Annotated in this window: 22 protein-coding genes and 1 pseudogene; 17 read left to right on the top strand and 6 right to left on the bottom strand. The window is 61.3% G+C overall.

The features are described 5' to 3' along the window. Window positions 1-31 precede the first annotated feature (31 nt). From RVM27_RS03385 to RVM27_RS03375, 3 genes and pseudogenes are all read left to right on the top strand, one after another. Entirely contained in the window at window positions 32-301 is a 270-nt protein-coding gene (locus RVM27_RS03385; protein WP_039182071.1) for an Rdx family protein, read from the top strand. Beyond that, entirely contained in the window at window positions 298-1,185 is an 888-nt protein-coding gene (locus RVM27_RS03380) for a DMT family transporter (protein WP_498957361.1), read from the top strand. The genes RVM27_RS03385 and RVM27_RS03380 overlap by 4 nt, the downstream gene beginning before the upstream one ends. Window positions 1,186-1,324: 139 nt before the next feature. Then, window positions 1,325-1,642, top strand: a pseudogene (locus tag RVM27_RS03375) (TolC family outer membrane protein); the annotation flags it as partial. Window positions 1,643-1,723: 81 nt separating this feature from the next. Here the strand turns inward: RVM27_RS03375 and RVM27_RS03370 are convergent. After that, window positions 1,724-2,371 (bottom strand): arylesterase, encoded by a 648-nt coding sequence (locus RVM27_RS03370; protein WP_498957360.1) that lies wholly within the window; start codon window positions 2,369-2,371, stop codon window positions 1,724-1,726. A 217-nt stretch (window positions 2,372-2,588) separates the two neighbouring features. Between RVM27_RS03370 and RVM27_RS03365 the strand changes: the two genes are divergently transcribed. Both RVM27_RS03365 and RVM27_RS03360 read left to right on the top strand, forming a co-directional pair. Continuing rightward, entirely contained in the window at window positions 2,589-3,299 is a 711-nt protein-coding gene (locus tag RVM27_RS03365) for an ABC transporter ATP-binding protein (RefSeq protein ID WP_498957743.1), read from the top strand. Beyond that, the gene (locus RVM27_RS03360) at window positions 3,296-5,860 is read left to right on the top strand and encodes an ABC transporter permease (protein ID WP_498957359.1); all 2,565 of its coding nucleotides are present in this window, start codon (window positions 3,296-3,298) and stop codon (window positions 5,858-5,860) included. The genes RVM27_RS03365 and RVM27_RS03360 overlap by 4 nt, the downstream gene beginning before the upstream one ends. Window positions 5,861-6,086: 226 nt before the next feature. Here the strand turns inward: RVM27_RS03360 and RVM27_RS03355 are convergent, their stop codons facing one another. Beyond that, the gene (locus RVM27_RS03355; RefSeq protein WP_498957358.1) at window positions 6,087-6,281 is read right to left on the bottom strand and encodes a hypothetical protein; all 195 of its coding nucleotides are present in this window, start codon (window positions 6,279-6,281) and stop codon (window positions 6,087-6,089) included. Here RVM27_RS03355 and RVM27_RS03350 point away from each other — a divergent pair. Together RVM27_RS03350 and glyA are read left to right on the top strand one after the other, a co-directional pair. Beyond that, window positions 6,267-7,127, top strand: coding sequence for a hypothetical protein (locus tag RVM27_RS03350; protein ID WP_498957357.1), 861 nt, complete (start codon window positions 6,267-6,269; stop codon window positions 7,125-7,127). The genes RVM27_RS03355 and RVM27_RS03350 overlap by 15 nt on opposite strands. Window positions 7,128-7,283: 156 nt before the next feature. Continuing rightward, window positions 7,284-8,549 (top strand): serine hydroxymethyltransferase, encoded by a 1,266-nt coding sequence (gene glyA / locus RVM27_RS03345; RefSeq protein ID WP_498957356.1) that lies wholly within the window; start codon window positions 7,284-7,286, stop codon window positions 8,547-8,549. A gap of 73 nt (window positions 8,550-8,622) precedes the next feature. Here glyA and RVM27_RS03340 read toward each other — a convergent pair whose 3' ends face one another. The 3 genes from RVM27_RS03340 to RVM27_RS03330 all read right to left on the bottom strand — a co-directional run bounded on the left by RVM27_RS03340 (window position 8,623) and on the right by RVM27_RS03330 (window position 10,805). Further along, a complete protein-coding gene (locus RVM27_RS03340; protein WP_498957355.1) occupies window positions 8,623-9,453 on the bottom strand; it encodes a glycosyltransferase family 32 protein in 831 nt (276 codons plus the stop codon). A 94-nt stretch (window positions 9,454-9,547) separates the two neighbouring features. After that, window positions 9,548-10,132 (bottom strand): FlgO family outer membrane protein, encoded by a 585-nt coding sequence (locus tag RVM27_RS03335; protein ID WP_498957354.1) that lies wholly within the window; start codon window positions 10,130-10,132, stop codon window positions 9,548-9,550. A gap of 4 nt (window positions 10,133-10,136) precedes the next feature. Continuing rightward, the gene (locus RVM27_RS03330; protein WP_498957742.1) at window positions 10,137-10,805 is read right to left on the bottom strand and encodes a hypothetical protein; all 669 of its coding nucleotides are present in this window, start codon (window positions 10,803-10,805) and stop codon (window positions 10,137-10,139) included. Window positions 10,806-10,991: 186 nt separating this feature from the next. Here RVM27_RS03330 and RVM27_RS03325 point away from each other — a divergent pair, with 186 nt between their 5' ends. The 3 genes from RVM27_RS03325 (at window position 10,992) to RVM27_RS03315 (ending at window position 14,625) form a co-directional block, all read left to right on the top strand. After that, window positions 10,992-12,023, top strand: coding sequence for an OmpA family protein (locus tag RVM27_RS03325; RefSeq protein ID WP_498957353.1), 1,032 nt, complete (start codon window positions 10,992-10,994; stop codon window positions 12,021-12,023). 457 nt (window positions 12,024-12,480) lie between these two features. Continuing rightward, window positions 12,481-13,386 (top strand): HAD-IIB family hydrolase, encoded by a 906-nt coding sequence (locus RVM27_RS03320; RefSeq protein WP_498957352.1) that lies wholly within the window; start codon window positions 12,481-12,483, stop codon window positions 13,384-13,386. 18 nt (window positions 13,387-13,404) lie between these two features. Beyond that, window positions 13,405-14,625 carry a glycosyltransferase family protein gene (locus tag RVM27_RS03315; protein WP_498957351.1) on the top strand — a complete coding sequence of 407 codons (1,221 nt, stop codon included), beginning with the start codon at window positions 13,405-13,407 and terminating at the stop codon, window positions 14,623-14,625. A gap of 24 nt (window positions 14,626-14,649) precedes the next feature. Here the strand turns inward: RVM27_RS03315 and RVM27_RS03310 are convergent, their stop codons facing one another. Beyond that, window positions 14,650-16,257: a methyl-accepting chemotaxis protein gene (locus tag RVM27_RS03310; protein ID WP_498957350.1), complete on the bottom strand. Its 1,608-nt coding sequence runs from the start codon at window positions 16,255-16,257 to the stop codon at window positions 14,650-14,652. Window positions 16,258-16,452: 195 nt separating this feature from the next. Here RVM27_RS03310 and RVM27_RS03305 point away from each other — a divergent pair, with 195 nt between their 5' ends. The 7 genes from RVM27_RS03305 (at window position 16,453) to RVM27_RS03275 (ending at window position 22,134) form a co-directional block, all read left to right on the top strand. Next, the gene (locus RVM27_RS03305) at window positions 16,453-17,319 is read left to right on the top strand and encodes an MBL fold metallo-hydrolase (RefSeq protein ID WP_498957349.1); all 867 of its coding nucleotides are present in this window, start codon (window positions 16,453-16,455) and stop codon (window positions 17,317-17,319) included. Between the two features lie 34 nt (window positions 17,320-17,353). Then, window positions 17,354-17,815 carry a YeeE/YedE family protein gene (locus RVM27_RS03300; RefSeq protein WP_498957348.1) on the top strand — a complete coding sequence of 154 codons (462 nt, stop codon included), beginning with the start codon at window positions 17,354-17,356 and terminating at the stop codon, window positions 17,813-17,815. Further along, complete coding sequence (locus tag RVM27_RS03295) at window positions 17,812-18,234, top strand: DUF6691 family protein (protein ID WP_096923307.1); 423 nt, start codon at window positions 17,812-17,814, stop codon at window positions 18,232-18,234. The genes RVM27_RS03300 and RVM27_RS03295 overlap by 4 nt, the downstream gene beginning before the upstream one ends. Before the next feature lie 145 nt (window positions 18,235-18,379). Further along, the gene (locus tag RVM27_RS03290; protein ID WP_498957347.1) at window positions 18,380-19,081 is read left to right on the top strand and encodes a response regulator transcription factor family protein; all 702 of its coding nucleotides are present in this window, start codon (window positions 18,380-18,382) and stop codon (window positions 19,079-19,081) included. Then, a complete protein-coding gene (locus tag RVM27_RS03285) occupies window positions 19,078-20,433 on the top strand; it encodes an ATP-binding protein (RefSeq protein WP_096923306.1) in 1,356 nt (451 codons plus the stop codon). Before RVM27_RS03290 ends, RVM27_RS03285 begins: the two co-directional genes overlap by 4 nt. Window positions 20,434-20,455: 22 nt before the next feature. Next, entirely contained in the window at window positions 20,456-21,118 is a 663-nt protein-coding gene (locus tag RVM27_RS03280; protein WP_096923305.1) for a c-type cytochrome, read from the top strand. Then, the gene (locus RVM27_RS03275; protein WP_167385723.1) at window positions 21,115-22,134 is read left to right on the top strand and encodes a c-type cytochrome; all 1,020 of its coding nucleotides are present in this window, start codon (window positions 21,115-21,117) and stop codon (window positions 22,132-22,134) included. Before RVM27_RS03280 ends, RVM27_RS03275 begins: the two co-directional genes overlap by 4 nt. The last annotated feature ends 1,643 nt before the right edge of the window (window positions 22,135-23,777 follow it).

Genomic DNA, 23,777 nt, shown 5'->3' with positions numbered 1-23,777 from the left:
TGCCTGGGAATCGACCGATAAGGAGTACGTCATGCCGCAGATCCGGATTCGCTACTGCACCCAGTGCCAATGGCTGCTGCGCAGCGGCTGGTACGCTCAAGAGTTGCTTTCTACCTTTGGTGAGCAGCTCGATCAGGTGGCGTTGGTGCCTTCCCATGGCGGCAGCTTCGAAATCTGGTGCGATGATACGCTGCTTTGGGAGCGTAAACGTGACGGCGGCTTTCCAGACATCAAGACCCTCAAGCAGCAGGTGCGTGATCATATCGACCCCGAGCGTGATCTTGGGCACATAGACCGATGAGCCAGGACAGAACAGCCATCCTGTATGGGCTGGGGGCCGTGGCGCTATGGTCAACGGTCGCGACTGCCTTCAAACTGGCGCTCTCCTGGATGAGCCCGATAGAGCTGATGTGGCTGGCGGCGCTGGTGTCGTGGCTGCTGATGGGGGGACTGGTGGCCGTTCAGGGGCATATGCGCCAGGCGCTCAGACATGGATGGCGTACGGCCCTGTGGGCGGGGCTAATGAACCCCGTCGCGTATTATCTGGTGTTGTTTGCAGCCTACGACCGCCTGCCAGGCCAGGAGGCCATGGCCCTGAACTACACTTGGGCATTGGCCATGGCATTTCTGGCGGTGCCTCTGCTGGGGCACCCGTTGACACGAAGAGACATGGTGGCCGGGCTGATCGCCTATGCCGGGGTGTGGGTCATTGCGACGCGTGGACAGGTTTTCAACGTCGCCTTCGAGGATGGTTTAGGCGTTACGCTGGCGCTTGCCTCTACACTGTTGTGGGCACTCTACTGGCTACTGAATGCGCGAGATGCCCGGCCGCCGTTAGTGGGGCAGTGGCAAAATTTTAGCGTTGGGATACCTGTTCTAACCGTTCTGTTACTTTTTGGCCCGGGGTTCCAGTGGCATGGCATGACCGCGCTGGCCTCCGGCGTATACGTAGGATTGTTCGAGATGGGCATTGCCTTCGTGCTTTGGCAGTTGGCGATCCACAAAATTTCTCGAACCGCCAAGGTATCTACGCTGATATTCCTCTCTCCACCGGTGTCACTCATGCTGCTTTATGTCGTGGTAGGCGAGCCGCTACTGGGCTCGACGCTGATTGGCCTGTTGCTGATATTGATGGGCCTGGCTTTCCAACAATGGCCCAGAAAAGCGCCTCTCGAGACGGATTGAATGTTTTTTTAGTACTTTATTGTAAGTTTTTGTGACTTTTATTTTTATGGCTTGCCACTGGCGCTCAGGCGTTTAATTTAAGCTAATAACAATTTGCTAAGGTGTTCTTGCTAGACAATGCTTAGCTGTCGGGTCCCGTGTGAATGACCATCCTCAGTCCATCGACCGAGTTCGGGGTACCTATCAGCAGCAGTTCGATATCGGACAGCGCACCCTGTTGGATGTGCTGGATAGCGAAAACGAGTTCTTCGAGGCCAGCCGGGCCTATGCCAATGCTGAGTTTGACCTGACGCTGGCGCAAGCCCGCACGTTGGCTGCCATGGGCCAACTGATGCAAACGCTGGAGGTCGCCCGTGACGACATCCCCAGCCTGGCAGAACTTGGCTACGAAGGCATGGCGCAGAATCCCGAGATGGCGTGCGGTACCGAAGGGCCACGCGGGACATGGACGCCATGAGCGTTGAGCAAATAGAGCTTAAGATTACTCGCTGGCATGCAAAAGCGCTATCCCTGCTGGTCACAACGTATCAACGTTTTGTTACCGAGCGGCCTGGTGCGATGCCTCTAGCATGGGCTCCAGTTCGGGCCAAACGTTGTCGAGAATGATAGGCTGTGCGTCTGCCGTGGGGTGGATGCCATCGCTTTGCATCAACTGGGTATTGAGCGCCACATCTTCCAGCAGAAAAGGCACCAGTGAAAGCGAGTACTCATCCGCCAGTGAGTGGAACACGCCGGTAAAGGCATCGCGATATGCCTGCCCGTAGTTGGGAGGAATATCGATGCCCAGCAGCAGCACCTCGGCGTCGGCCTGCTGGCTCTGTTCGATCATGCTGGCCAGATTGGCGCGCATCTGGGCCGGAGGCAGGCCCCGCAGGCCATCGTTGCCACCCAGCTCCAGCAGAACGATATCCGGCTGACGCTGTCGGAGAATGTCGGCGAATCGTTGCGCACCGCCAGAGGTGGTTTCACCGCTGATGCTGGCATTGACCACTTGGGCTTCGCCCTCCAGGCGCTCGGCGAGCAGCGCCACCCAGCCTTGCTCTTCCTCGATACCGTAGGCAGCGCTCAAGCTATCGCCCATCACCAGCAACGTGGGCAATGCGCGAGTATCCGAGGACGTGTCGTCGTCATCGGCGTACAAGGGGAGCACGCTCAAACAGGTCACCAGGGTGACGGCCGTCAGCATGAAGGCTCTTGAAAGTGCTGTTGGTGAGAAAGCTGTGTTTGCGAGTGTCGTGTGCATCGCCTGTCGTACAGGTACCATTCGTTGTCGAACCGTTATTAAAGGGAATCCACGCTTCATGTCCTGCTCCTCTGACCCTACTTCCAAAGTGCCCACCGATGCTGCCAATGCGCATGCGCCCATCACCGACACGCTAACGTCAGATAAGGTTCCCCCGGCCATGGCGCCCAACGTGGTGCTGCATGCCCATCAGTTGGCAAAACGCGTGGTCAGTGGCGAGCGTTCGCTGACCATACTGGACCACCTCGACCTTAGCGTGGCCGCCGGTGAAAGCGTTGCCATTCTAGGCAAGAGCGGGGCAGGCAAGTCAACCTTGCTGGGGCTTCTGGCGGGGCTGGACACGCCCAGCGATGGTGAGCTGACGCTGTTTGGTCACCCGCTGAGCCAGCTGGATGAGGATGGGCGTGCCGCGCTCAGGGCCGGACGAGTAGGTTTCGTGTTTCAAAACTTCCAGCTGCTGCCCACGCTCAGCGCCTTCGAAAATGTGCTGCTGCCGCTGGAGTTGTCGCCCCGGGCAGGGGAAACCGCTGCCGCCCAGCAGTGGCTGGAGCGTGTGGGGCTAGGGGAGCGCACCGCGCATCTGCCCAAGCAGCTCTCTGGGGGCGAGCAGCAGCGCGTGGCGATTGCCCGTGCCTTCGTCACCGACCCGGAACTGGTGTTCGCCGACGAACCCACCGGCAACCTCGACCCGGATACCGGCGCACAAATCATTGACCTGCTGTTCACGCTGAACCAGCAGGCGGGCACCACGCTGATTCTGGTGACTCACGACCACGCATTGGCGCGCCGTTGCGACCGCTGCCTGCGGCTCACCAATGGCCAATTGACGCCTTTCGTTCCCCCCCCCGGCCACCAGCGAGGAAGGCAATGAGTGACATCAACTGGCGGCTGGCCGCCCGTAGTTTAAAACGTGACTTGCGCGCGTCAGATGTCCGGGCGCTGTTCGTGGCCTTGATGTTGGCGGTGGCGGCATCCACCATGATCGCCTTCTTCCTGGACCGTCTGGAGCGTGGCCTGGAGCGCCAGGCCAGCCAGATACTGGGCGGCGACCTGGTGCTGGAACAGCGCGAGCCCTTCGATGAGAGCCTGCGTGCCGAACTCGAAGCGGCGGGCTTTATCCTGAGCGACCAGGTAGACCTGGTGTCGATGATTAGCCGCGGTGAGCGCTTTCAACCGGCCAGCCTCAAGGCCGTCGATGATATCTACCCGCATTATGGCGTCAACCTGGTCGACCTGGGCAACGGAGTCGAGCGGCTGGCCTCCGGGCCTGCCGCCGGTGAAGCCTGGGCCGACCCGCGTCTGGCGGAGCTGATCGAGATCCAGATTGGTGATCTGGTACAGGTAGGCCAAACCGAACTGACCGTCACCGGCATCATCGAGCGTGAAGCCGACCAGTCCGCAGGGTTTGGCAACTTCAACCCCCGGCTGATGCTCAATACCGCCGACCTTGGCGCCACCGGGCTGGTGCAGCCTGGCTCCCGGGTCGAGTTCGAACTGCTGGCCGCCGGGCCACCCGCTGCCCTGGAACAAGTCCAAGGCTTGCTGACACAGCTGCGCCGAAATGGTGTTGACGTTCGTGACGTGCGTGTCGACCGGCCGCAGTTGGGCAATGCACTGCAGCGCGCGGAGAGCTACCTGGGGCTGGCAGGGCTGGCGGCCGTGCTGTTGGCCGGGGTCGCAGTGGCCATGTCGACTCGTCGCTATGTCGAGCGCCATCTGGACACCGCCGCGCTGCTGCGCTGCTTCGGCGCTAGCCAGCAACAGCTGGTCATGCTGTTCAGTCTGCAGCTGGTGGGCCTGGCCTTGATGGCATCACTATTGGGTGCGGCCCTTGGGCTGGTAGGCCAGGCGCTGCTGCTGTGGTTGTTGAGCAGTTTCCTGCCCATGACGCTGCCTGCCCCCGGCATCATGCCGCTATGGCTGGGCATCTTCACCGCGCTGGCGGTACTGGTGGGTTTTGCTGGCCCCACATTGCTGCGCATCAAGCAGGTGAGCGCGCTGAAAGTGCTGCGCCGTGAGCTGGACCCGCTGCCGCCTGCCGCCTGGCTGGTGGTGGGCGTGGCCAGCCTGGTGTTTGGTGGCCTGCTGTGGCTCTACTCGGGCAGCTTCTCGCTGGCTCTGGCGCTGCTGTTGGGCGGTTCGCTATTGCTGGCACTTTTGTGGGGCGTCAGTGCCTTGCTGCTGAACGGCTTGTTGAAGGCAGTGCAGCGCCTCTCCGGTGCCAGTGAATGGGGCCAGGCCCTGCGTTTGGGAGGGCGGCAGTTGGCCCGCCGCAAGCAAGCCGGGCTAGGGCAACTGCTGGCCTTTTCGGTGACGTTTTTCGCCATGGCCATGATCGTGCTGGTACGTGGTGACCTGCTGACCACCTGGCAAGACCAGCTGCCGGACAACACCCCCAACTACTTTGCCATCAATATCCAGCCCAGCGAACGCGAGGCCTTCGAGCAGGCCGTGGCCCCGCGCGTCGAGACCCAAAGCACGCTCTACCCCATGGTACGCGGGCGCATCAGTGCCATCAACGGGCAAGCCCCCCGGGACGCCGTGCCACCCGATGCCCGTGGCGACAACTCCTTGCGCCGCGAGCTGAACCTCACCTGGCAAGCCACGCTGCCGGAAGGCAATCGCGTAGTGGCCGGGCAATGGTTTCGCACCCCCAGCGCGCCCCAAGGCTGGATGAGTGAAGTCGAAGCCACTGCCTCGGCGGTGGCCAGTACCGTGCCCATTTCGGTGGAAGAGGAGCTGGCAGCCCGCCTGGGGCTAGGCGTGGGCGATGAAATGACCTTCACCGTGGGGGGCGATACCATCACCACCCGCATCGACAGTTTGCGCAGCCTGAACTGGGATAGCTTCAACCCCAACTTCTTCGTGATCTTTCCGCCGGGCGTACTGGAGTCCTTTGGGCATAGCTTCATCACCGCCTTCCACTTGCCAGACGCGGAGCAGAGCCTGGTTCGCCAACTGGTCAGTGACTTCCCGGGCGTCTCGTTGCTCAACGTCGATGCCATCCTGGGCCAGGTACGTGACGTGCTCACCCAGGTAACGCGGGCCGTCGAACTGGTGCTGGCCCTGGTGCTGTTGGCAGGGGTGAGCGTGTTGTACGCCGCCCTCACGGCCAGCCGACCGGTACGCGCCCATGAAAGCGGCCTGCTGCGGGTGTTCGGGGCGGGTAATCGCATGATCTCCCGCGTGCAAGGGGCCGAGTACGCCCTGCTGGGCTTTGCCAGCGGGCTGCTGGGCACCGTGCTGGCCGAGTTGGTCACCGCTGCGCTCTACCTCTACTGGCTCGACCTCACCCCGCGCCCGCATTGGGGCCTATGGCTAGTGCTGCCCCTGGGCGGCGCGCTGCTGATCGGCATCATTGGTCATCTGCTCTCTTACCAACTGCGCCGCCAAGCCCCCGCCGCCAGCCTGGGGCTGTTGGGAGAAGCGTAGGCAATGAAGGAGTGGCTGCCCCGGCAGCCACTCAAGCCCACTTGAGGGAGGCCCATACATTGGCTTATAGCCAGAGCAGCCACCCAAGCTATCCTGTGGGAGGCCAATTTATTGGGCAACTGCATGAGCCGGTGCATTCTTCGCTTTTCACAAAGCAGGCTTCGTGTATGCTACGCGCCTCTTCATTGGAGTTCGCGGCATGTGGTCGTTCAACGTCTCCCATTTCTTACCTGTGCTTCCTCGTTTTCAACAGGGCATGCCGATCCTGGCAGGGCTTGTCGTCACCCTGTTGAGCGCTGGTGATGTTCATGCATCCGTGGCGGGGCTGGAGGCTGACCTGTAGGCCCAGTGGGGCCGTGGCGAGCAGCTCATCGAAATCGGCGAACTCCGTGAACAGGAGCAGCGCGTGATCGCCGAGCATATCGTGATCCGGCAGGCGCAAGGCGATGTGGTGACCATCGAGGCCTACCCCGTGCAGGGCGATTACGACCAACCCGAGAGCGTCTCGTTTCACGGTATTCGCGTCATCGAGCCTGACGTCAGTGACCCGGTCTTGACGCTGACCGAGCTGGCCCTCGATCGACCAGGAACGGCCGTCCCCGACTTCGCCAACTTCACGACCCCAGATGCACCGCTTCACGGTTTACAGCTGCGTGAGCTGTCTGTCTGGCTGGACGGCACCCTGGCCAAGCAGTGGACGGAAGAGTGGGGCAACGACGCGGCGCTGACGAGCTACCTCACCTTGCAAGCGTTGGTGCTGGAAGAGATGAGCGACGCTGCCCTTGGGCGCTTTGAGCTTCAGGGGCTGAAGGCCGAATTCAATGATCTGGCGTCCGGCTTTAGCGCTTCGCTGGGGCTGGATGAGCTGAGTATACGTGGGCTGGAAGGGCTCGATCGTCCAGGGCAGGAGCAGCTGGCGTGGGCCGAAGTGAACGGCTTCAGTCTGACCGGTGACCGCTGGAGTATGCTGCTGGAGCGTGCCTGGGCCAGCGGCAACCTCTACGTCAGCGATATGGGCTTTCAGGGGGCCGCGCTGGATATGGGGGCGTTGATTGGCCTGGCGCCACCGCAAGAGCGCCGGGATCTACAGGGGCTGGCAGGCCCGCAGGTCGCCAAGCTAATGGTGGCGCTGGTCGATATCATGGGGGGGCACGCCCAATCCTTGACCACGCACATCGCGCTGCCGGACCCCTTTACCCTCGAACAATTCATGATGGACCCGCTGGGCAGTAGCCAACGTTTACGCTTCACCTTTCAGCTCAAATAGCGCGGTTGTCCAGTTGGTCAGCCTGTAAAGGCTGCCGCCAACATGAAACATGCTCATGTAACACCTGATACGGATGCGATGAAAGTCGCGTCCGAGTGGGGTATCATGGCCCTCTCGCTTCTCCATGATGACCGTTTCGTTACGAGGTTCCCGCCGATGTTCAGCCGCGACATGACAATTGCCGGATTCGATGATGTGCTGTTTGATGCCATGCAGAAGGAAGTGGCACGCCAGGAAGCCCACATCGAACTGATTGCTTCCGAAAACTACGCCAGCCCGCGTGTCCTGGAAGCACAAGGCAGCCAGCTGACCAATAAATACGCTGAAGGCTACCCCGGCAAGCGCTACTACGGCGGCTGTGAGTTTGTCGATATCGCCGAGAACCTGGCCATCGATTACGCCAAGGAGCTGTTTGGCGCCACCTACGTCAATGTGCAGCCGCACTCCGGCTCTCAGGCAAACAGTGCCGTATTCCAGGCGCTGGTCAGCCCCGGCGATACCATCCTCGGCATGAGCCTGGACGCGGGCGGTCACCTGACCCACGGTGCCAAGCCCAACTTCTCTGGCAAGCACTACAATGCTATCCAGTACGGTCTCGATGAGCAGGGCCTGATCGATTACGCTCAAGTGGCTCAGCTGGCTCGTGAGCACCAGCCGAAAATGATCATTGCGGGCTTCTCGGCCTACTCCCAGATTGTCGATTGGGCCAAATTCCGCGAAATCGCCGACGAAGTAGGGGCTTACCTGCTGGTCGATATGGCCCACGTGTCGGGTCTGGTGGCCGCCGGTGTCTACCCCAGCCCGCTGCCCCACGCCCACGTGGTCACCTCCACCACCCACAAGACCCTGCGTGGCCCCCGTAGCGGCGTCATCCTCTCGGCGGAAAACAACCCCGAGATCGAGAAAAAGCTCCAGTCTGCCGTGTTCCCCGGCGGCCAGGGCGGCCCGCTGATGCACGTCATCGCGGCCAAGGCGATCTGCTTCAAGGAAGCCATGGCGCCCGAGTTCAAGACCTACCAGCAGCAGGTCGTCAAGAACGCACAGGCCATGGCAACCGTGTTCATCGAGCGTGGCTACGACATCGTCTCGGGCGGTACCGAAGACCACCTGTTCCTGCTTTCTCTGATCAAGCAGGGCGTGACCGGCAAAGATGCGGATGCTGCCCTGGGCCGTGCCCATATCACCGTCAACAAGAACGCCGTGCCCAACGACCCGCAAAGCCCGTTCGTCACCTCTGGCCTGCGCATCGGCACTCCGGCAGTGACCACCCGTGGTTTCGGTGAGCAAGAGTGTAGCCAACTGGCAGGCTGGATCTGCGATATCCTCGATGTGCTGGCCAGGGGGGAAGACACCAGCGGCATCGAAGCCCAGGTGTTGGATAAAGTGGCAGAGGTGTGTGGCCGCTTCCCGGTTTACAAGTAAGTGCTACTGCCTTCAGCAAGTAAAAACGCTAGCCTTGGGCTAGCGTTTTTTTTGGTAGGTCGCGTTTCCCAGGTCAATCGGCAGAGCGGTCCTGAGCATCACGTGCAGGCTCTGGTCTCACGACGCTGACGGTGCGCTGCTCCTTGGTCCATTTTCCCGCTTTTTTGTCGATATACTGAAAATGCTCGTTGGTGAAGCTGCCCTGGTTACAGGCATGCCGATAGGAGACAGTGGGCACGGCCTGTTGATCGAGTAGTTCGATGAACACCCCCGGCCCGGTCAGCTCGAAGACGTTGGTCAGGGAGCTGTCCTGAATGTTGTGCTGCACTCGTTCGATCAGCTTCAACAGGTTCGGATTGTCGGGGCGGCTGGCAATGAAATAGTTGCTGAGCTCGCCACGGCGGGTGGTGATGTAAAGCTCCTCATGCTTGCCTAGCGTGTTGGCCAAGGGCCAGATCGCGTGGGCATCGATATCCAGATACACGCCACCGTGTTGGTTGAGCACCAGCAGCCTCCAGAAATCGGCCTGGGCAGCACCGATTTGTAGGCGGTCATATTGCTGATTGATCTCTGGAGAGTAGTGAGCGGCAATGAACGCTTTTCTGGCCTCGGTAATCATGAAGCGGTATTCGAAGCGCGGGGCCATCAAGCGGTTGAACAGGTAGTTCAAGTAAACAGGGAGCGTGACCTTATTGGTGAAGTTGGTTTGCCAGATGATCCTGGGGATGGGCGTTGGCTCTTTGGGCTTCAGCCAGGGGGCCGCTTGTTCCGGTAGCGTAAAGCGTTTTTTGGGGAGCAGGGCATGAAAACCATAGCTCAACAGCTTGGTGATGTTGGCCGCTAGCTTGATGACTCTGCTGGTCGCCACGATATGCGGCTTGCGAGGTTTCGGTTGAGACGGCATCGGCTCTCTTTGCTCATTTCAATGAAAAGCCTAGGGAGTAAGCTCCTCAGGCTTTTCGACAATATTGAATGTTGCGGGGACGTTTACCCGATCATCACCAGCCGCCCTGGCCTTCCAGCAGGCTGCGGATGTTGTTATCGAGGGGGAGGCGGAAGTCTGCACTGCCCAGCACCATGGCATCACCCGCACGCACTACCCGTGCGCTCACATACAAGGAGTCCTGACCCTGAGCATAGGTCCCCATGAGAATGGAGCGAGCATTGTGCTGAGCGCTCAGGCGTTGCACTTGTCTGGAGAGAATCAATTCCCCCACGTTCTCTTCGATGAACATGCTATCGCGCATCTTGACTTCCCGCACCTGCATGCCTTGCTGAGAGAGAGCCGAAGCCATGATCTCCGAGCTTATACGCCCAAACGTGGAAGACTGGCTCAAGTTGTCGATGCTGACGAAGGTAGCCGCAATCATGGGGCTATAGCGGGTAAGATCTGGGTTGCTTGCCATCATTTGCTGAGCAGCTTGATGGGCAAGCTCGGAAAGGTCCGGTTTGGGCGCTTCCTGCTGGTTGTTATTGCCCAGGGAGGCGCAGCCGGCCAGCACCAACAGCGCAAGGCTCGCAGCAGCCATGTGAATCGAGCGTCGATAAGAAGCAGATAGCACCGTCATAAGCGTCAACAGCATAAGTTTACCAAGTGTCGGTGATGGAAATGACCGGCGTTGTGGGGGCCTGTGGCACTCTATGGGGTGCATACTGGCGCCGATCACCGGCATTAATGTAATAGATATTGGACGAAGAGTAGAGGATTTGATCCTGTTCAACGATCTGTGTGGTGACGATGATCTCTTCGTTGCTGGTGGGTGTCCAACTACCCCCGACAGAGTCGGCGAGGATGCCGGCCGGGATCAGTGCCAGCCCAGGCTCGCTCCAGTGGCGGATGGGAAAGCTGGCGACGGCAATGCCGGTTGCCAGCGCCGTGTAAGCACCAAAAGGCGGACGCGTGTAGCCTCGGTCACGATGTTGAACGACTTCCACATCGATCTGAACCGTTGCTCCGTTGGCACGGGGCTGGGTAGTGACGCTGCCACCGCGTGACACCAGCTCGCTGGTCAGCAGGGTTCTGAAGCCTCGTTCGAACTCTCCGCCACTGTAATAGCTGCCGTACTGCGCATGCTCGGGTGCCAGCACGTGCAGGTCCCGAAATCGCACGCGCTCGCTGGCCAGAATGCCCGCGGCTTCGTGGCGGGCAAGAACTTCCCAATGCTGGGCGGCCTGCATGCGTTGCTGTTCACTATAAGGATAAGTAGTGGCAATCGGCGCCTGGGATGTGTTGGCGTAAAAACAGCCGCTTAGCATCAAGCTGACCGCGCCAAGCCCGAGTGGGGCAAGAGAGCGGCGAGTGAGAGACAGCAAAGGACGAATGCGCACCGGGTAGTTCCTTATCGCTAGTAAACGGCTTTTTGACAGGGCTTTTTGATAGACTAGTTTGCCATGCTCATAGTAGATCGGCCACGAGGTTTAAAACTTGAATGAGTAATCCCCATGCTTGAGGACCACCGTAGCGGCCCCCGTCACGATTCGTTGTTGTCATCATACCCGGAAGACGATAGCAATAATGGCTGGATGATTAGTTATATCGACATCATGACGCTGCTGGTGGCGCTGTTCGTGATCATCATTGCGGCGGCCGGGGTGACCGGCACCGGTTGGAGCCCTGAAGCAGATAACACCGACGTCAGCGAAAGCAGTGTGCCTGCTCTTGAAGTGCCGCTGCCCGCATTGTTGGATGAGCGACGCCAAAAGCGCAACATCGCTTACCTGAATGAGCCCGGCACGCTTAGCCCGATGGCCATCAGTGCGGCTCTGGGGGTGGCGGGCCTGCCTTCGCCCGTCATGCCTGTCCTTCCGCTGACTGAAGTGCCTCCCTTGCTGGCTCGCGCGCCCATCGAAAGCGACACATCGCCCGTCGCGCCGCTGCTGGAGCGCTACTTGCCCGCCTTGCCTACGCCGCTGCTCGTCGATGAGACGCAGCGCCTGGGCCAGCCGTTGGCCAGTTACATGGTACTGCTGACCGACCGGCCGCCTGTCAACGTGCAACAGATCGACGATGAGGCCATTAGCAGCGCTTTGGCGCTGGATGAGCAGCTGCCCGAACGTGTCGAAACATCGCTTTATTTGCCGAACCTGGAAGGCGTCGAGGTCTCCAGGGTAGCGGAAGGCATCAGTCTGCGGGTGCAGGATCAGCTGCTGTTTCCCTCTGCCGCGGCGGGGTTGTCGGAAGGCGGCACATCGCTGGTAGGCAGCCTGCTGGAAACCATCCAGCGCTATGACGGCGAAGTATGGGTCGAAGGGCACTCGGACAGTCAACCGATCAATACCCCTGAGTTCTCGTCCAACTGGGCGCTCTCCAGCGCACGGGCCATTGCCATCGTTGAAGCACTAGAGGCCGCTGGGGTCGAGCCTGAACGGCTACGCGCCGTCGGGTTTGCCGATACCCGCCCGCTGGAGGATAACAGCAGCGCCGAAGGGCGCGCCCGCAATCGCCGTGTCGAAGTAGTGATTCACGTGGAGTAGGTACTCACACGCTGGCTTGGGGCGGCTCACTGTTGTAGGAGGAGGCTTCAGCCCGCGATGATTCCTGCACTCAGCTTGATATGGGTGGCTACTCAAGCAGTCGCCCAATAAATTGGCCTCCCACAGGATAGCCTGGGTGGCTGCTCTGGCTATAAGCCAATGAATGCTCCTCCCACTGTTCAAAAGCCCTGCTGTTAGTGGGAGCTTCATAATTCAGCGCTATTTCTGCGACTTCCGTGCCTCTTTGCAATGCTCTATTTTGGTGCATCATGGGTTGCCCTATTTTGGTGCTTGCTCTGGCATCGCTTCGATCGTGTTTTAATCTTTTGATTTTATTTAATTAAAGCATCTTGGCGTGCATTTTGCTTTGGTGGTTGTCTACCTTGGGTATTGATCTCAAAAGATGGCTACGTTGGGCTTTTGGGTGACCTGATTTCAGTTTGCAGAAGGTGCTGCCATGACCGAGTTCACGAGTCCTGAACTACTTGATCCCGCGTTACAGCCGCGTTTGGTGGTCACGGATCTCGACGGTTCCTTGCTGGACCACCATAGCTATGACTTTTCGCCTGCCGCTCCCTGGCTTGCTCGTCTCAAGCAGCTGGGTGTCCCGGTGATTCCCGTGACCAGCAAAACCCGGGCAGAACTACTGCCGCTGCGTGAAGCCCTGGGGCTGACAGCGACGCCCTTCATTGCTGAAAACGGTGCCGTGATTGGCCTGCCGCCAGGCTGGTGCCATGCCAGCCTTGATCGGCCAGGCAGCGGGCCAGACGGCGTGGTCATCAAGCACACGGGGGTCGATATCCGCTTTATCCGTGCGCGGTTGGCCATCTGGAAGCAGCGCCTCAACCTGCGGTTTACGCCCATGGGAGAGATGCAGGTGGCGGAAGTCATCGCCAGAACCGGCCTGGACGACCCTCGGGCCAAGGCGGCCAAACGGCGTGAGGGCAGCGAGCCGCTGATCTGGGAAGACGACGAGCGTGCCCTGGAGACCCTGCGCGAGGCGTTGGAGGGCGATGGTTTGACCATGACTCAGGGCGGGCGTTTTTGGCACGTCATGGCGCAGGCATCAGGCAAGGGGAGTGCGGTGACCTGGTTGATCCAGCGCTTTGCGGCGCTGCGCGGGCGTCAGCCGCTGGCGTTGGGGCTCGGCGATGGCCCCAACGACGTTTCCATGCTGGAAGCCGTGGACCAGGCCGTGGTGATCAAGGGCTGCCATGACCTGATAGTGGCACCGCACAACCGGGCGTTGTATCGCACCCAGGCAACCGGGCCAGCCGGATGGGCCGAGGGGGTGGCTCACTGGTGGGGGCGAGACGACCGCCGATTAGCGGCGGACTCCCACCAGCAAGCGGCCACGGCTTAACCCAATGAGGAAGTGCGCATGAGTGATTTTCATCAGAATGGCGTCATCACCGATTTTCATAACCTGACCCGTCGCCCCGTGGAAGAGCTCGAGCGGGAGCTGTGCCAATTTGCCAAGCGCCGCCCCATGGGGCTGATTCTACCGTCGTTGTTTTCCGAGCTGGAAGGGCCTGCACTCTCGGCCATTGTGGACGAGCTGGCCAAAGTGCCGTATCTCAACGAAATCGTGATTGGACTGGACCGGGCCGATCGCGAACAATTTCTTTATGCCCGCGAGTTTTTCTCACGCTTGCCGCAGCACACCCGCATTCTATGGAACGATGGGCCCCGGCTGCGTGAGTTGGATGCCGAGCTCGAACACCACGGGCTGGGGGCGTTGGAGCCTGGCAAGGGGCGCAACGTATGGTATTGCGCGGGCTATGTGCTGGCCTCCGGGCGCTCGACCGTGGTTGGGCTACACGACTGCGACATTCTTACCTATGACCGTAGCCTGCTGGCGCGCTTGATGTACCCGGTGGCGCACCCACGCTTCAACTACAGCTTCTGCAAGGGGTACTACCCGCGCATCGCCGAAGGCAAGCTGAATGGCCGGGTGTCTCGCTTGATGGTAACGCCGCTGCTGCGAGCGCTGAAGAGCGTGTGCGGTCCGTTACCGTATCTGGATTACCTGGACAGTTTCCGCTACCCGCTGTCGGGGGAGTTTGCCATGCGCAGCGATGTGCTGGAGGGGATCCGCATACCCGCCGATTGGGGGCTGGAAATTGGCGTGCTCTCGGAGCTACAGCGCAACTACTCGCATCGCCAGCTGTGCCAGGTAGATATTGCCGATGCCTACGACCACAAGCACCAGCCAGTGAGCGAAGAGGATGCCAGCGGTGGTTTGAACCGCATGAGCCTGGATATCGCCAAGGCGCTTTATCGCAAGCTGGCCACGCAAGGCGTCAGTTTTAGCAGCGAAGATTTCCGTACCTTGAAAGCCACCTATTATCGGTTGGCGCTGGACTTGATCGAGGCCTACGACCACGACGCTACCATGAATGGACTGAGTCTGGACCGCCACTGCGAAGAGCAGGCGGTAGAGCTGTTTGCCAGCAACCTGCTGGAAGCTGGCAACCTGTTTCTGGACAACCCGCGTGAGCGCCCGTTCATTCCTAGCTGGAACCGGGTGCAGGCCGCTGTACCTGACCTGCTGACCCGGATGCACGAAGCGGTCGCGCTGGATAACCAGGGGGATGTGTAGGCCATGACGGCCTAAGTTTGACGCCTAGAAATCGTCGCTGTGCGCCTGTGTGCTGGAAGGCGCCAGTGACAACGCCTGGGCTTGATGCCGTGACGCGTTGAGCTTGAAGTTGCTGACCATCTGACGCAGCTGGGTGCTCAAATGCGCCAATTGCTGGGTAGCGTGGTTGCTCTGCTGCACCAGTCCGGCATTTTGCTGAGTCATTTGATCCATCTGCGTTACGGCCTGGTTGACCTGCTCGATGCCGCTACTTTGTTCGATGGTAGCCGCAGAGATCTCCTGAACCAGCGTGCTGAGCTGTTGGATATCGCCTACCATGCCATTGATCACCTCGCCGGTGCTGCGCACTCGGCGGCTGCCTTCCACCACCTGGGCATCGGCATTTTCGATCAGCCCCTTGATCTCCTGAGCGGCAGACGCGGAGCGGCTGGCCAGTTGGCGCACCTCATTGGCCACCACGGCAAAACCGCGACCCTGTTCCCCGGCGCGGGCGGCTTCCACGGAGGCGTTCAGCGCCAGGATATTGGTCTGGAAGGCAATCGCATTGATCGTCTCGACGATGCTGCTCATGCGAGTGGCGCTTTCATTGATGGTGGCCATGGTGTCGATGACGGACGACATGGCGTCACTACCGCGTTGAGCGCTCTCAGCGGTTCGCGAGGCCAGGTTGCGGGCATGGTCGGCATGCTCAGCGTTCTGTTTTACCGTTGCGGTCAGCTGCTCCATGCTGGAGGCCGTTTCCGCCAGCGACGCAGCCTGCTCTTCGGTGCGCGTCGAGAGTTCTTCGTTGACCCCCACGATCTGCTCGACGCCATTATTGACCTGATCCGCGCCGTGATGGATATCGCTGATGGTGTCCGCCAGGGTTTCACGCATGCGGTTGATGTCGAACAGCAGGCTGCTGTGGTCACTGCTTTTCAGCGTGGCGGCCTGGGTCAGGTCGCCGTCGGCAATATGACGCACTACGCTGGCGGCATAGCGTGGGTCACCGCCCAGCCGACCAGCCACATCCCTGATCACCCAGCCCATCAGCAGCGTCACGGGCAGACCAATGATCAGCAGAATGACCGCCGAACGCACCAGCCCTGCGACAAAGGCAGCATCGATATCGTCCACATAGACACCCGCCGCCATGGACCAGCCCCATTCGGGTAAGTGGGCCACATAGCTCACCTTGGGCGATTGCTCTTCCCCCGAGATGCGTCGCGAGTAGTAGTCCACGTGGCCACCGCCCGCCTGGGCCACGTCACGCAGTACGCTGTAAAGGCGCATACCGCTGGCGTCCTGGAAGTTGGTCATGTCTTCGCCACGGGGGCGATTGGGGTGTGACACGATGGCCAGCTGGTTGTCGAACGCAAACACGTACTCGCCGTCACCAAAGCGTACGCTGGCAAGGTTGTCGATGGCCCGCTGCTGCGCTTCATCGACGCTCAGTTCACCGCTGGCGGCACGGGCTTGCAGATCGGCGAGCTGACCGTGAACGCTGTTGACGATGTACTGGATGCTGTCGCGGCGTTCATTGGCGATGGTCTGGCGGTTTTCCCACGCCAGCCAGCCCACCAAAAGCAGCATGGCCACCCAGATGATGCCCAGCGTGCTCCAGAGTTTCTGTGTTGTGGTCAGGTTGTTCATGGCGTCCTTATATCAAACGAGTTCAGTGAGTAAACCTTCACTTTTATCGGCCATGGTGCATGCAACCTTAGTAGAAAGTCCTCATTTAACTAAATTTTACAATTGATAATTCTAAAAGGTAATAAACATATAAGATTTTGTGCGCTACACTTGTTGAAATGCCTAACGCATGCGGTCAACTGCTGGAGGTCCATCATGCAACGCCCCGTCGTCACGCCCTTTTTCGATGAGCCAACCAACACGTTCAGTTACGTGGTGAGAGACCCTGATGGTACCGCCTGTGCCATCATCGACCCCGTACTCGATTTTGATTACGCCGCTGGGCGAACCGATACCCGTTCAGCGGAGCAGATCATCGCGTTCGTGCGCCGTGAAGGGCTAAACGTGGCCTGGATACTGGAAACCCACGTTCATGCCGACCACCTTTCGGCGGCCCCCTATTTGCACGCCCAGTTGGGCGGCAAGACCGGCATTGGAGCGTACATCGTCGAGGTGCAGGAGATTTTCGGCAAGGCCTTCAATGCGGGCACCGAGTTTGCTCGGGACGGTAGCCAGTTCGACGCGCTGTTCCAGGAGGGCGATACCTTCATGATTGGAGCCCTGGAAGCCAGCGTGCTGCATACGCCTGGCCACACGCCCGCCTGTTTGACCTATGTGGTGGGGGATGCCGCATTTGTCGGCGATACGCTGTTCATGCCCGACTACGGCACCGCCCGCTGTGATTTTCCCGGTGGCGATGCCCGCACTCTCTATCGTTCGATTCAGAAAGTGCTGGCCCTGCCTGACACGACACGGCTGTTTTTGTGCCACGACTACAAGGCCCCAGGGCGTGACGTGTACCAGCACGAAACCAGCGTTGCCGAGCAGCGCCAGGCCAACGTTCATGTGCATGAGGGCATTAGTGAAGACGCCTTCGTGCGTATGCGCACCGAGCGAGATGCCACCCTGGGCATGCCTCGGCTGATCATCCCGTCGGTGCAGGTCAACATGCGGGCTGGGGAGCTGCCCCCCGAGGAAGACAACGGTCAGGTGTATCTCAAGGTGCCGCTCAATCGTTTCTGAATCTTTTCAACCCACGTAATACGAGGAGCAGACGGTGGACGTAATGGCAAGCCTGCAAGGGCTGGTGGGGGGCGTGTTGATTGGGCTCTCCGCCGTTTGGTTGATGGGGGCGCTGGGGCGTGTTGCCGGCATCAGCGGGATCATTGGAGGGCTGGTGCTTCAGCGGCCCAAGGGCGATAGCGCCTGGCGGGTGGCTTTTTTGGCGGGCCTGGTCAGCGGCCCGCTGCTGGTCATGGCGCTGGGCGGTGGCCTGGGCAATGTAGCTGGCAGCCCCGGTGAAGTGATTGGCGCGCCTGCCGGTGGCGTCTCGTTGATGCTGTTGGCGGGCCTGCTGGTGGGGCTGGGCACCGGGCTGGGCAGCGGCTGCACCAGCGGCCACGGCGTATGTGGTTTGGCGCGCTTGGCGCCGCGTTCCATGGCGGCCACGGGCATGTTTCTGGTGACCGCCATCGTCACGGTGTATGTGGTGCGTCATGTCATTGGGGGTGGCGTATGAGCCGGGCCGCGTTGAAAACGGCAGCGGGCTACGTGGCAGGGCTGCTGTTTGGGTTAGGGCTGGCTATTTCCGGCATGACCGACCCAGCGAGGGTGCTGGGGTTTCTGGACATCGCGGGCGCCTGGGACCCCACGCTGATGTTCGTGCTGGGGGGCGCGGTGTGCACCACGTTTGTCGGTTACCGACTGGTGTTTGCTCGGGGGCAGCCGCTGTTGGCCGGTGGCTTTCAACTGCCCACGCGCCAGGAGCTGGATGGCAAGCTCCTCGGCGGTGCGGCGCTGTTTGGAGTGGGTTGGGGGCTGTCCGGCTACTGCCCTGGGCCTGCCATTGCTTCTTTGGGCGGCGTCACGCTGCCGTTACTGGCCATGTTGGCGGCCATGGTGCTGGGCTGGTGGGGGGCTGCACGCCTGCCTCGCTAGCACCACCGAACCAACGCGGCATGTTGTCGCCCTTGCCCCTGTCGGCAGGGGCGTTTTTTTTGATCTGCGGCAAGGGTTTTCGACCGGCGCTTAACGCTCGGTTAATACGCTTTTGTCATGCTGCTTCCATAACAAGGAAACCGCTATGCACGTCCTATTGATTGAAGATGACCCGCTGGTGGCGTCGGGTATTCGCGCCGGACTGATGATGTATCACTTTGTGGTCGAGCACGTGACGTCGTTACAGGCAGCGCGGCAGGCCATGCAGAGTGTCGCCAGCGACGTGGTCATCCTCGACCGTGGGTTACCGGATGGCGATGGCTTGAACCTGCTGCAAGCCTGGCGTGACGAGGGGGTCACCACGCCGGTGCTGGTGCTCACGGCCAGAGATGCCGTGCGTGACCGGGTGGATGGGCTGCAAACCGGCGCTGACGACTACCTGATCAAACCCTTCGACCTGGATGAGCTGGTCGCGCGCCTGCATGCGCTGTTGCGGCGTGTGGCAGGACGCAGCCAGGGCTTAACCGTGCACGGCACCCTGACTCTGGACCCAGCTGCTCGAGAAGTGAGAGTGGCCGATCACCTGGTTGCCCTGTCGCGTCGTGAGCTGGTGCTGCTGGAAGCTTTCCTGCATGCGCCGCGCAGCGTGCTTTCCGCCGACCAGCTCAAGGATAGCCTGTATGGCTTGAGCGACGATGTCGAAAGCAACGCGCTCAATGTGCACATTCACCACCTGCGGCGCAAATTGGGCAGCGGCATCATCGAAACCGTGCGTGGGTTGGGGTATCGGTTGGGCAAGCCCGAGGCGGTCCAGGTGCCCGGCCAGCGGCCCAAGGGGCAACGATGAGCCTGCGCGCGCGGCTACTGTTGACGCTGGGCATCACGCTGGTGCTGCTCTGGGGCGTGGCTGCCGCGTGGCTGTTGAACGATTTGCAGGCGTCTTTCGTGCGCACCCTCGACCAGCGGCTGGCCCAGTCGGCGCGCATGGTGGCTGGGCTGGTTCATCAGCTGCCGCCAGAGGTGTGGGAGCAGAACATGACCGCCGCGCTTTCCATTCCACCCATTGAAGGGCTGGCCTGCCAGGTGCACTCGCCACGTGGAGAGATCATTGCACGGACCCACGCCAATATGGAGGCCGTGTTGGCTCCCGGTCAGCACGGCCATAGCTACCGTCAGGAAGGGGAGACCACCTGGCGTGTGTTCACCTACGAGCGAGGTGGGCTGATCATCACCACGGCAGACCGCATGGATGAGCGCAACCTGCTGCTGGGCGGCATCGTGCGGGTGGCTGTGGTGCCGTTCGTGGTGGCGCTGGTGGGTAGCCTGGTCGCCCTGTGGATTGGGGTATGGCGTGGGCTGGCGCCACTGTCCCGCTTGCGTGCCTCCCTGGCCAGCCGCCATCCGGAAGCGCTGGCGCCGGTGTCTACCTATGGTGTGCCCAAGGAGATCAAGCCGCTGATCGACACGCTCAATGGGCTGCTGGTGCGCGTTCAACAGACGCTGGTGCGCGAGCAGCGCTTCACCAACGATGCCGCCCATGAGCTGCGTACGCCGCTAACGGCTATCAAGACCCACCTTCAAGTGGCGCAGCGGGCAGAAGGCCCGCTGGCACGCGAAGCCTTGAGCCACGCCGAAGAAGGCGTGGTGCGGCTGGCCGATACGCTGGATCAGCTGCTCACCCTGGCCCGGGTGGAAGGGCGCATGCGTTTCGACGATGGCGAACCCTGCAGCGTCGGCCCGGTGGTCGAGCTGGCCATCACCGATAGCGTGGTCGACCCAGCACAGTGCCGCGTGCCTGAGGCATTACCCGATGTGCAACTGGCCATGCCTCGTGAGCTGGCGATTACCGCGTTGCGCAATCTGCTGGACAACGCCGTGCGCCATGGGCCTGCCAACGCGCTGATTCACCTGAGCGTGCAGCGTTGGGGTGGGCGGGTCACGTTCACCGTGGCCGACGAGGGGCCTGGGGTGGATGACGCCACGCTGAAACAGCTAACGCAACGATTCTGGCGTGCCAGCAAGCACCAGGGCAGTGGCCTGGGGCTGGCCATCGTGGCCGCCATCGCCGAGCGCTTTAGCGGCAGCGTTCACTTTGCCAATGCACCCACCGGAGGTTTTCTGGCCCACCTCACGGTGCCCGAAGTGCTACCGCCAAACGCGTCATCACCACCAACGCCGTTACTGCAAGACCCAACATAACAAGCAATGCCAAGGGGGAATAATGCCATACATCCAATCGACGCACGTCGGCCTGCTGGCGGGGGCCTGCCTGCTGGCAAGTGCTGCCATGGCCCAGGCGGGAGACCCGGAACGGGGGCAAACCGCCGCCGCCACCTGTGTTGCCTGCCACCAGGCAGACGGCAGCGGCATGAACATTCCGGGCGGCGAGTCCTGGCCGCGCCTGGCAGGGCTGGATGCCGACTATCTGGCCAAGCAACTGCATGACTTTCAGTCCGGTGAGCGGCAAAACGCCACCATGCTGACCTTTGCCAACATGCTCAATGACCAGCAAATCGCCGATGTGGCTGCCTATTACAGCCAGCTGCCCGCGACACCAGGCCAAGACGGCGACGTGGAAGACAGCCTGCTGGCGCGTGGCCAGCAGCTGGCCGAACGTGGCGACTGGAATGCCTACATCGTGTCGTGCCAAAGCTGCCATGGGCCCGGCGGCTACGGAGTGGGCAGCGACTTTCCCGGGATCGCCGGGCAGCATGCAGGCTATATCAGTGCCCAATTGCACGCATGGAAAAACGATACCCGTCATAACGATCCACAACATCTGATGGGCGCCGTGGCCAAGCGCATGAACGATGACGACATTGCCGCCGTCTCGGCCTGGTACGCCGCTCAACCCTCTCAACGCCAGCAGGAGGCTAGCCAATGATGACGCGTCCAACGACCTTGACGTTCACCTTGTCGGGCGGCCTGCTGGCCTCGGCAGCCGCGTTGGCGCTCTATGCAGGCGCGGTGTCGGCCCAGCAGCCGCGTGCCGATGACGCCTTGGACATGCTGGTCCACGAGCCGCCCACCATGGACGACCTGGAAGCCTCCGATCTGCACCCGGAGCTCAAGAAAGTCATTCGCTACGGCTACGACCTGTTCACGGATACCCAGCAGCTGCGCGGTGAGTACGTGTACAACGATATGAACTGCTCCAGCTGCCACCTGGGAGAAGGGCGTGTGCCGTTCAGCGCGCCGGTATGGGCGGCCGCCATCACGCTACCGGATTTTCGCGGCAAGAATCAGCACGTCAACAATCTGGAAGAGCGCATTGCCGGATGTTTTGCCTACTCCATGAACGGCACACCGCCGGCGTATGGCAGCGATGAAATGCTGGCGTTGAGCGCCTACCACCAGTGGCTGGCCACGGGGGCGCCCATGTACCCCGACAAGCCCATCTATGGGCGCGGCTTTCCAGCCCCCGAGCATGAAGAAGCGCCCAGCTATGCCCGAGGAGAAACGGCTTACCTGGAAAATTGCGCCCTGTGCCATCAGTCCGACGGCTCAGGCCACTACGAAAATGGGGAATACGTCTTCCCACCGCCCTGGGGCGATGGCTCCAACAACTGGGGGGCCGGCATTGTTCGGGTAGAAACCATGGCAGGCTTCATCTATCAGAATATGCCGCTGGGCCAGCCACGCTCGCTCACCGGCCAGCAAGCCTGGGACATCGCCTATTACATCAGTAGTCAGGAGCGCCCCCAGGACCCGCGCTATACCGGCGATATCGCCGAAACCGCCGAGCGCTTTGGCCCCACCTTCCACAACCGTTCGCTCTACGGCCACACCCGTGAGCATGACGGTCACGTCCTCGGCGACCACGACAACTACGGCGAAAACGGCAACATCCAACCTTGGAACGTCGGCGCCCCGCGTTTTCAGCACCTTTCGGAGGAGTAGCGGCTGTGTAATGGGCGGCGGCTGCCCGTAACGATGAGGCCGCCGCCACGTTCGTTGGCTCCATCGGCAACGCTGGCGCGTTGCTTCGCGGGAGCGCTCCGCTTACGCCGCGCTACGGGTATATCGCCAACATTGGGTATGGGGGCACGGATACCCCCGTAGCGCGGCGTAACGATTGAGCGAGAGCAACGAGCGAGTGAGGCACCCGCGGAGGCGGCGCCAGCCGCCTCGATGGCGCCACAGCACCCACAGCATCCTCGAATGACAACATGCCACCGCCACCCGGTGCCCTCATCGGCAACGCTCTCCGCGTTGCTTCGCGGGTGCGCTCCGCTTACACCGCGCTACGGTATGCGCCCACATCACCCCGATACGTCACCACGTCAAATCGCGGCACCCCCGTAGCGCGGCGTAACGATTGAGCGAGAGCAACGAGCGAGTGAGGCACCCGCGAAGGCGGCGCCAGCCGCCCTGATGGTGCCACAGCACCCACAGCATCCTCGAATGACAACATGCCACCGCCACCCCCGGTGCCCTCATCGGCAACGCTGGCGCGTTGCTTCGCGGGTGCGCTCCGCTTACGCCGCGCTACGGTATGTCGCCAACATTGGGTATGGGGGCACGGGCACGGATACCCCCGTAGCGCGGCGTAACGACTGAGCGAGAGCAACGAGCGAAAGAGGCACCCGCGAAGGCGGCGCCAGCCGCCCTGATGGTGCCACAGCACCCACAGCATCCTCGAATGACAACATGCCACCGCCACCCCGGTGCCCTCATCGGCAACGCTGCGCGTTGCTTCGCGGGTGCGCTCCGCTTACGCCGCGCTACGGTATGTCGCCAACATTGGGTATGGGGGCACGGGCACGGATACCCCCGTAGCGCGGCGTAACGACTGAGCGAGAGCAACGAGCGAAAGAGGCACCCGCGAAGGCGGCGCCAGCCGCCCTGATGGTGCCACAGCACCCACAGCATCCTCGAATGACAACATGCCACCGCCACCCTGGTGCCCTCATCGGCAACGCTTTCCGCGTTGCTTCGCGGGTGCGCTCCGCTTACACCGCGCTACGGTATGTCGCCAACATCACTCCCAATACGTCACCACGTCAAATCGCGGCACCTCTGTAGCGCGGCGTAACGACTGAGCGAGAGCAACGAGCGAAAGAGGCACCCGCGAAGGCGGCGCCAGCCGCCCTGATGGTGCCACAGCACCCACAGCATCCTCGAATGACAACATGCCACCGCCACTCCCGGTGCCCTCATCGGCAACGCTTTCCGCGTTGCTTCGCGGGTGCGCTCCGCTTACACCGCGCTACGGTATGTCGCCAACATTGGGTATGGGGGCACGGGCACGGATACCCCCGTAGCGCGGCGTAACGGCTGAGCGAGAGCAACGAGCGAAAGAGGCACCCGCGAAGGCGGCGCCAGCCGCCCTGATGGTGCCACAGCACCCACAGCATCCTCGAATGACAACATGCCACCGCCACCCGCGGTGCCCTCATCGGCAACGCTGGCGCGTTGCTTCGCGGGTGCGCTCCGCTTACACCGCGCTACGGTATGTCGCCAACATTGGGTATGGGGGCACGGGCACGGATACCCCCGTAGCGCGGCGTAACGACTGAGCGAGAGCAACGAGCGAAAGAGGC

Source organism: Halomonas sp. KM007, from assembly GCF_050709225.1.
Lineage (GTDB): Bacteria > Pseudomonadota > Gammaproteobacteria > Pseudomonadales > Halomonadaceae > Vreelandella > Vreelandella hamiltonii.
This window is presented reverse-complemented; position numbering and strand designations above follow the sequence as displayed.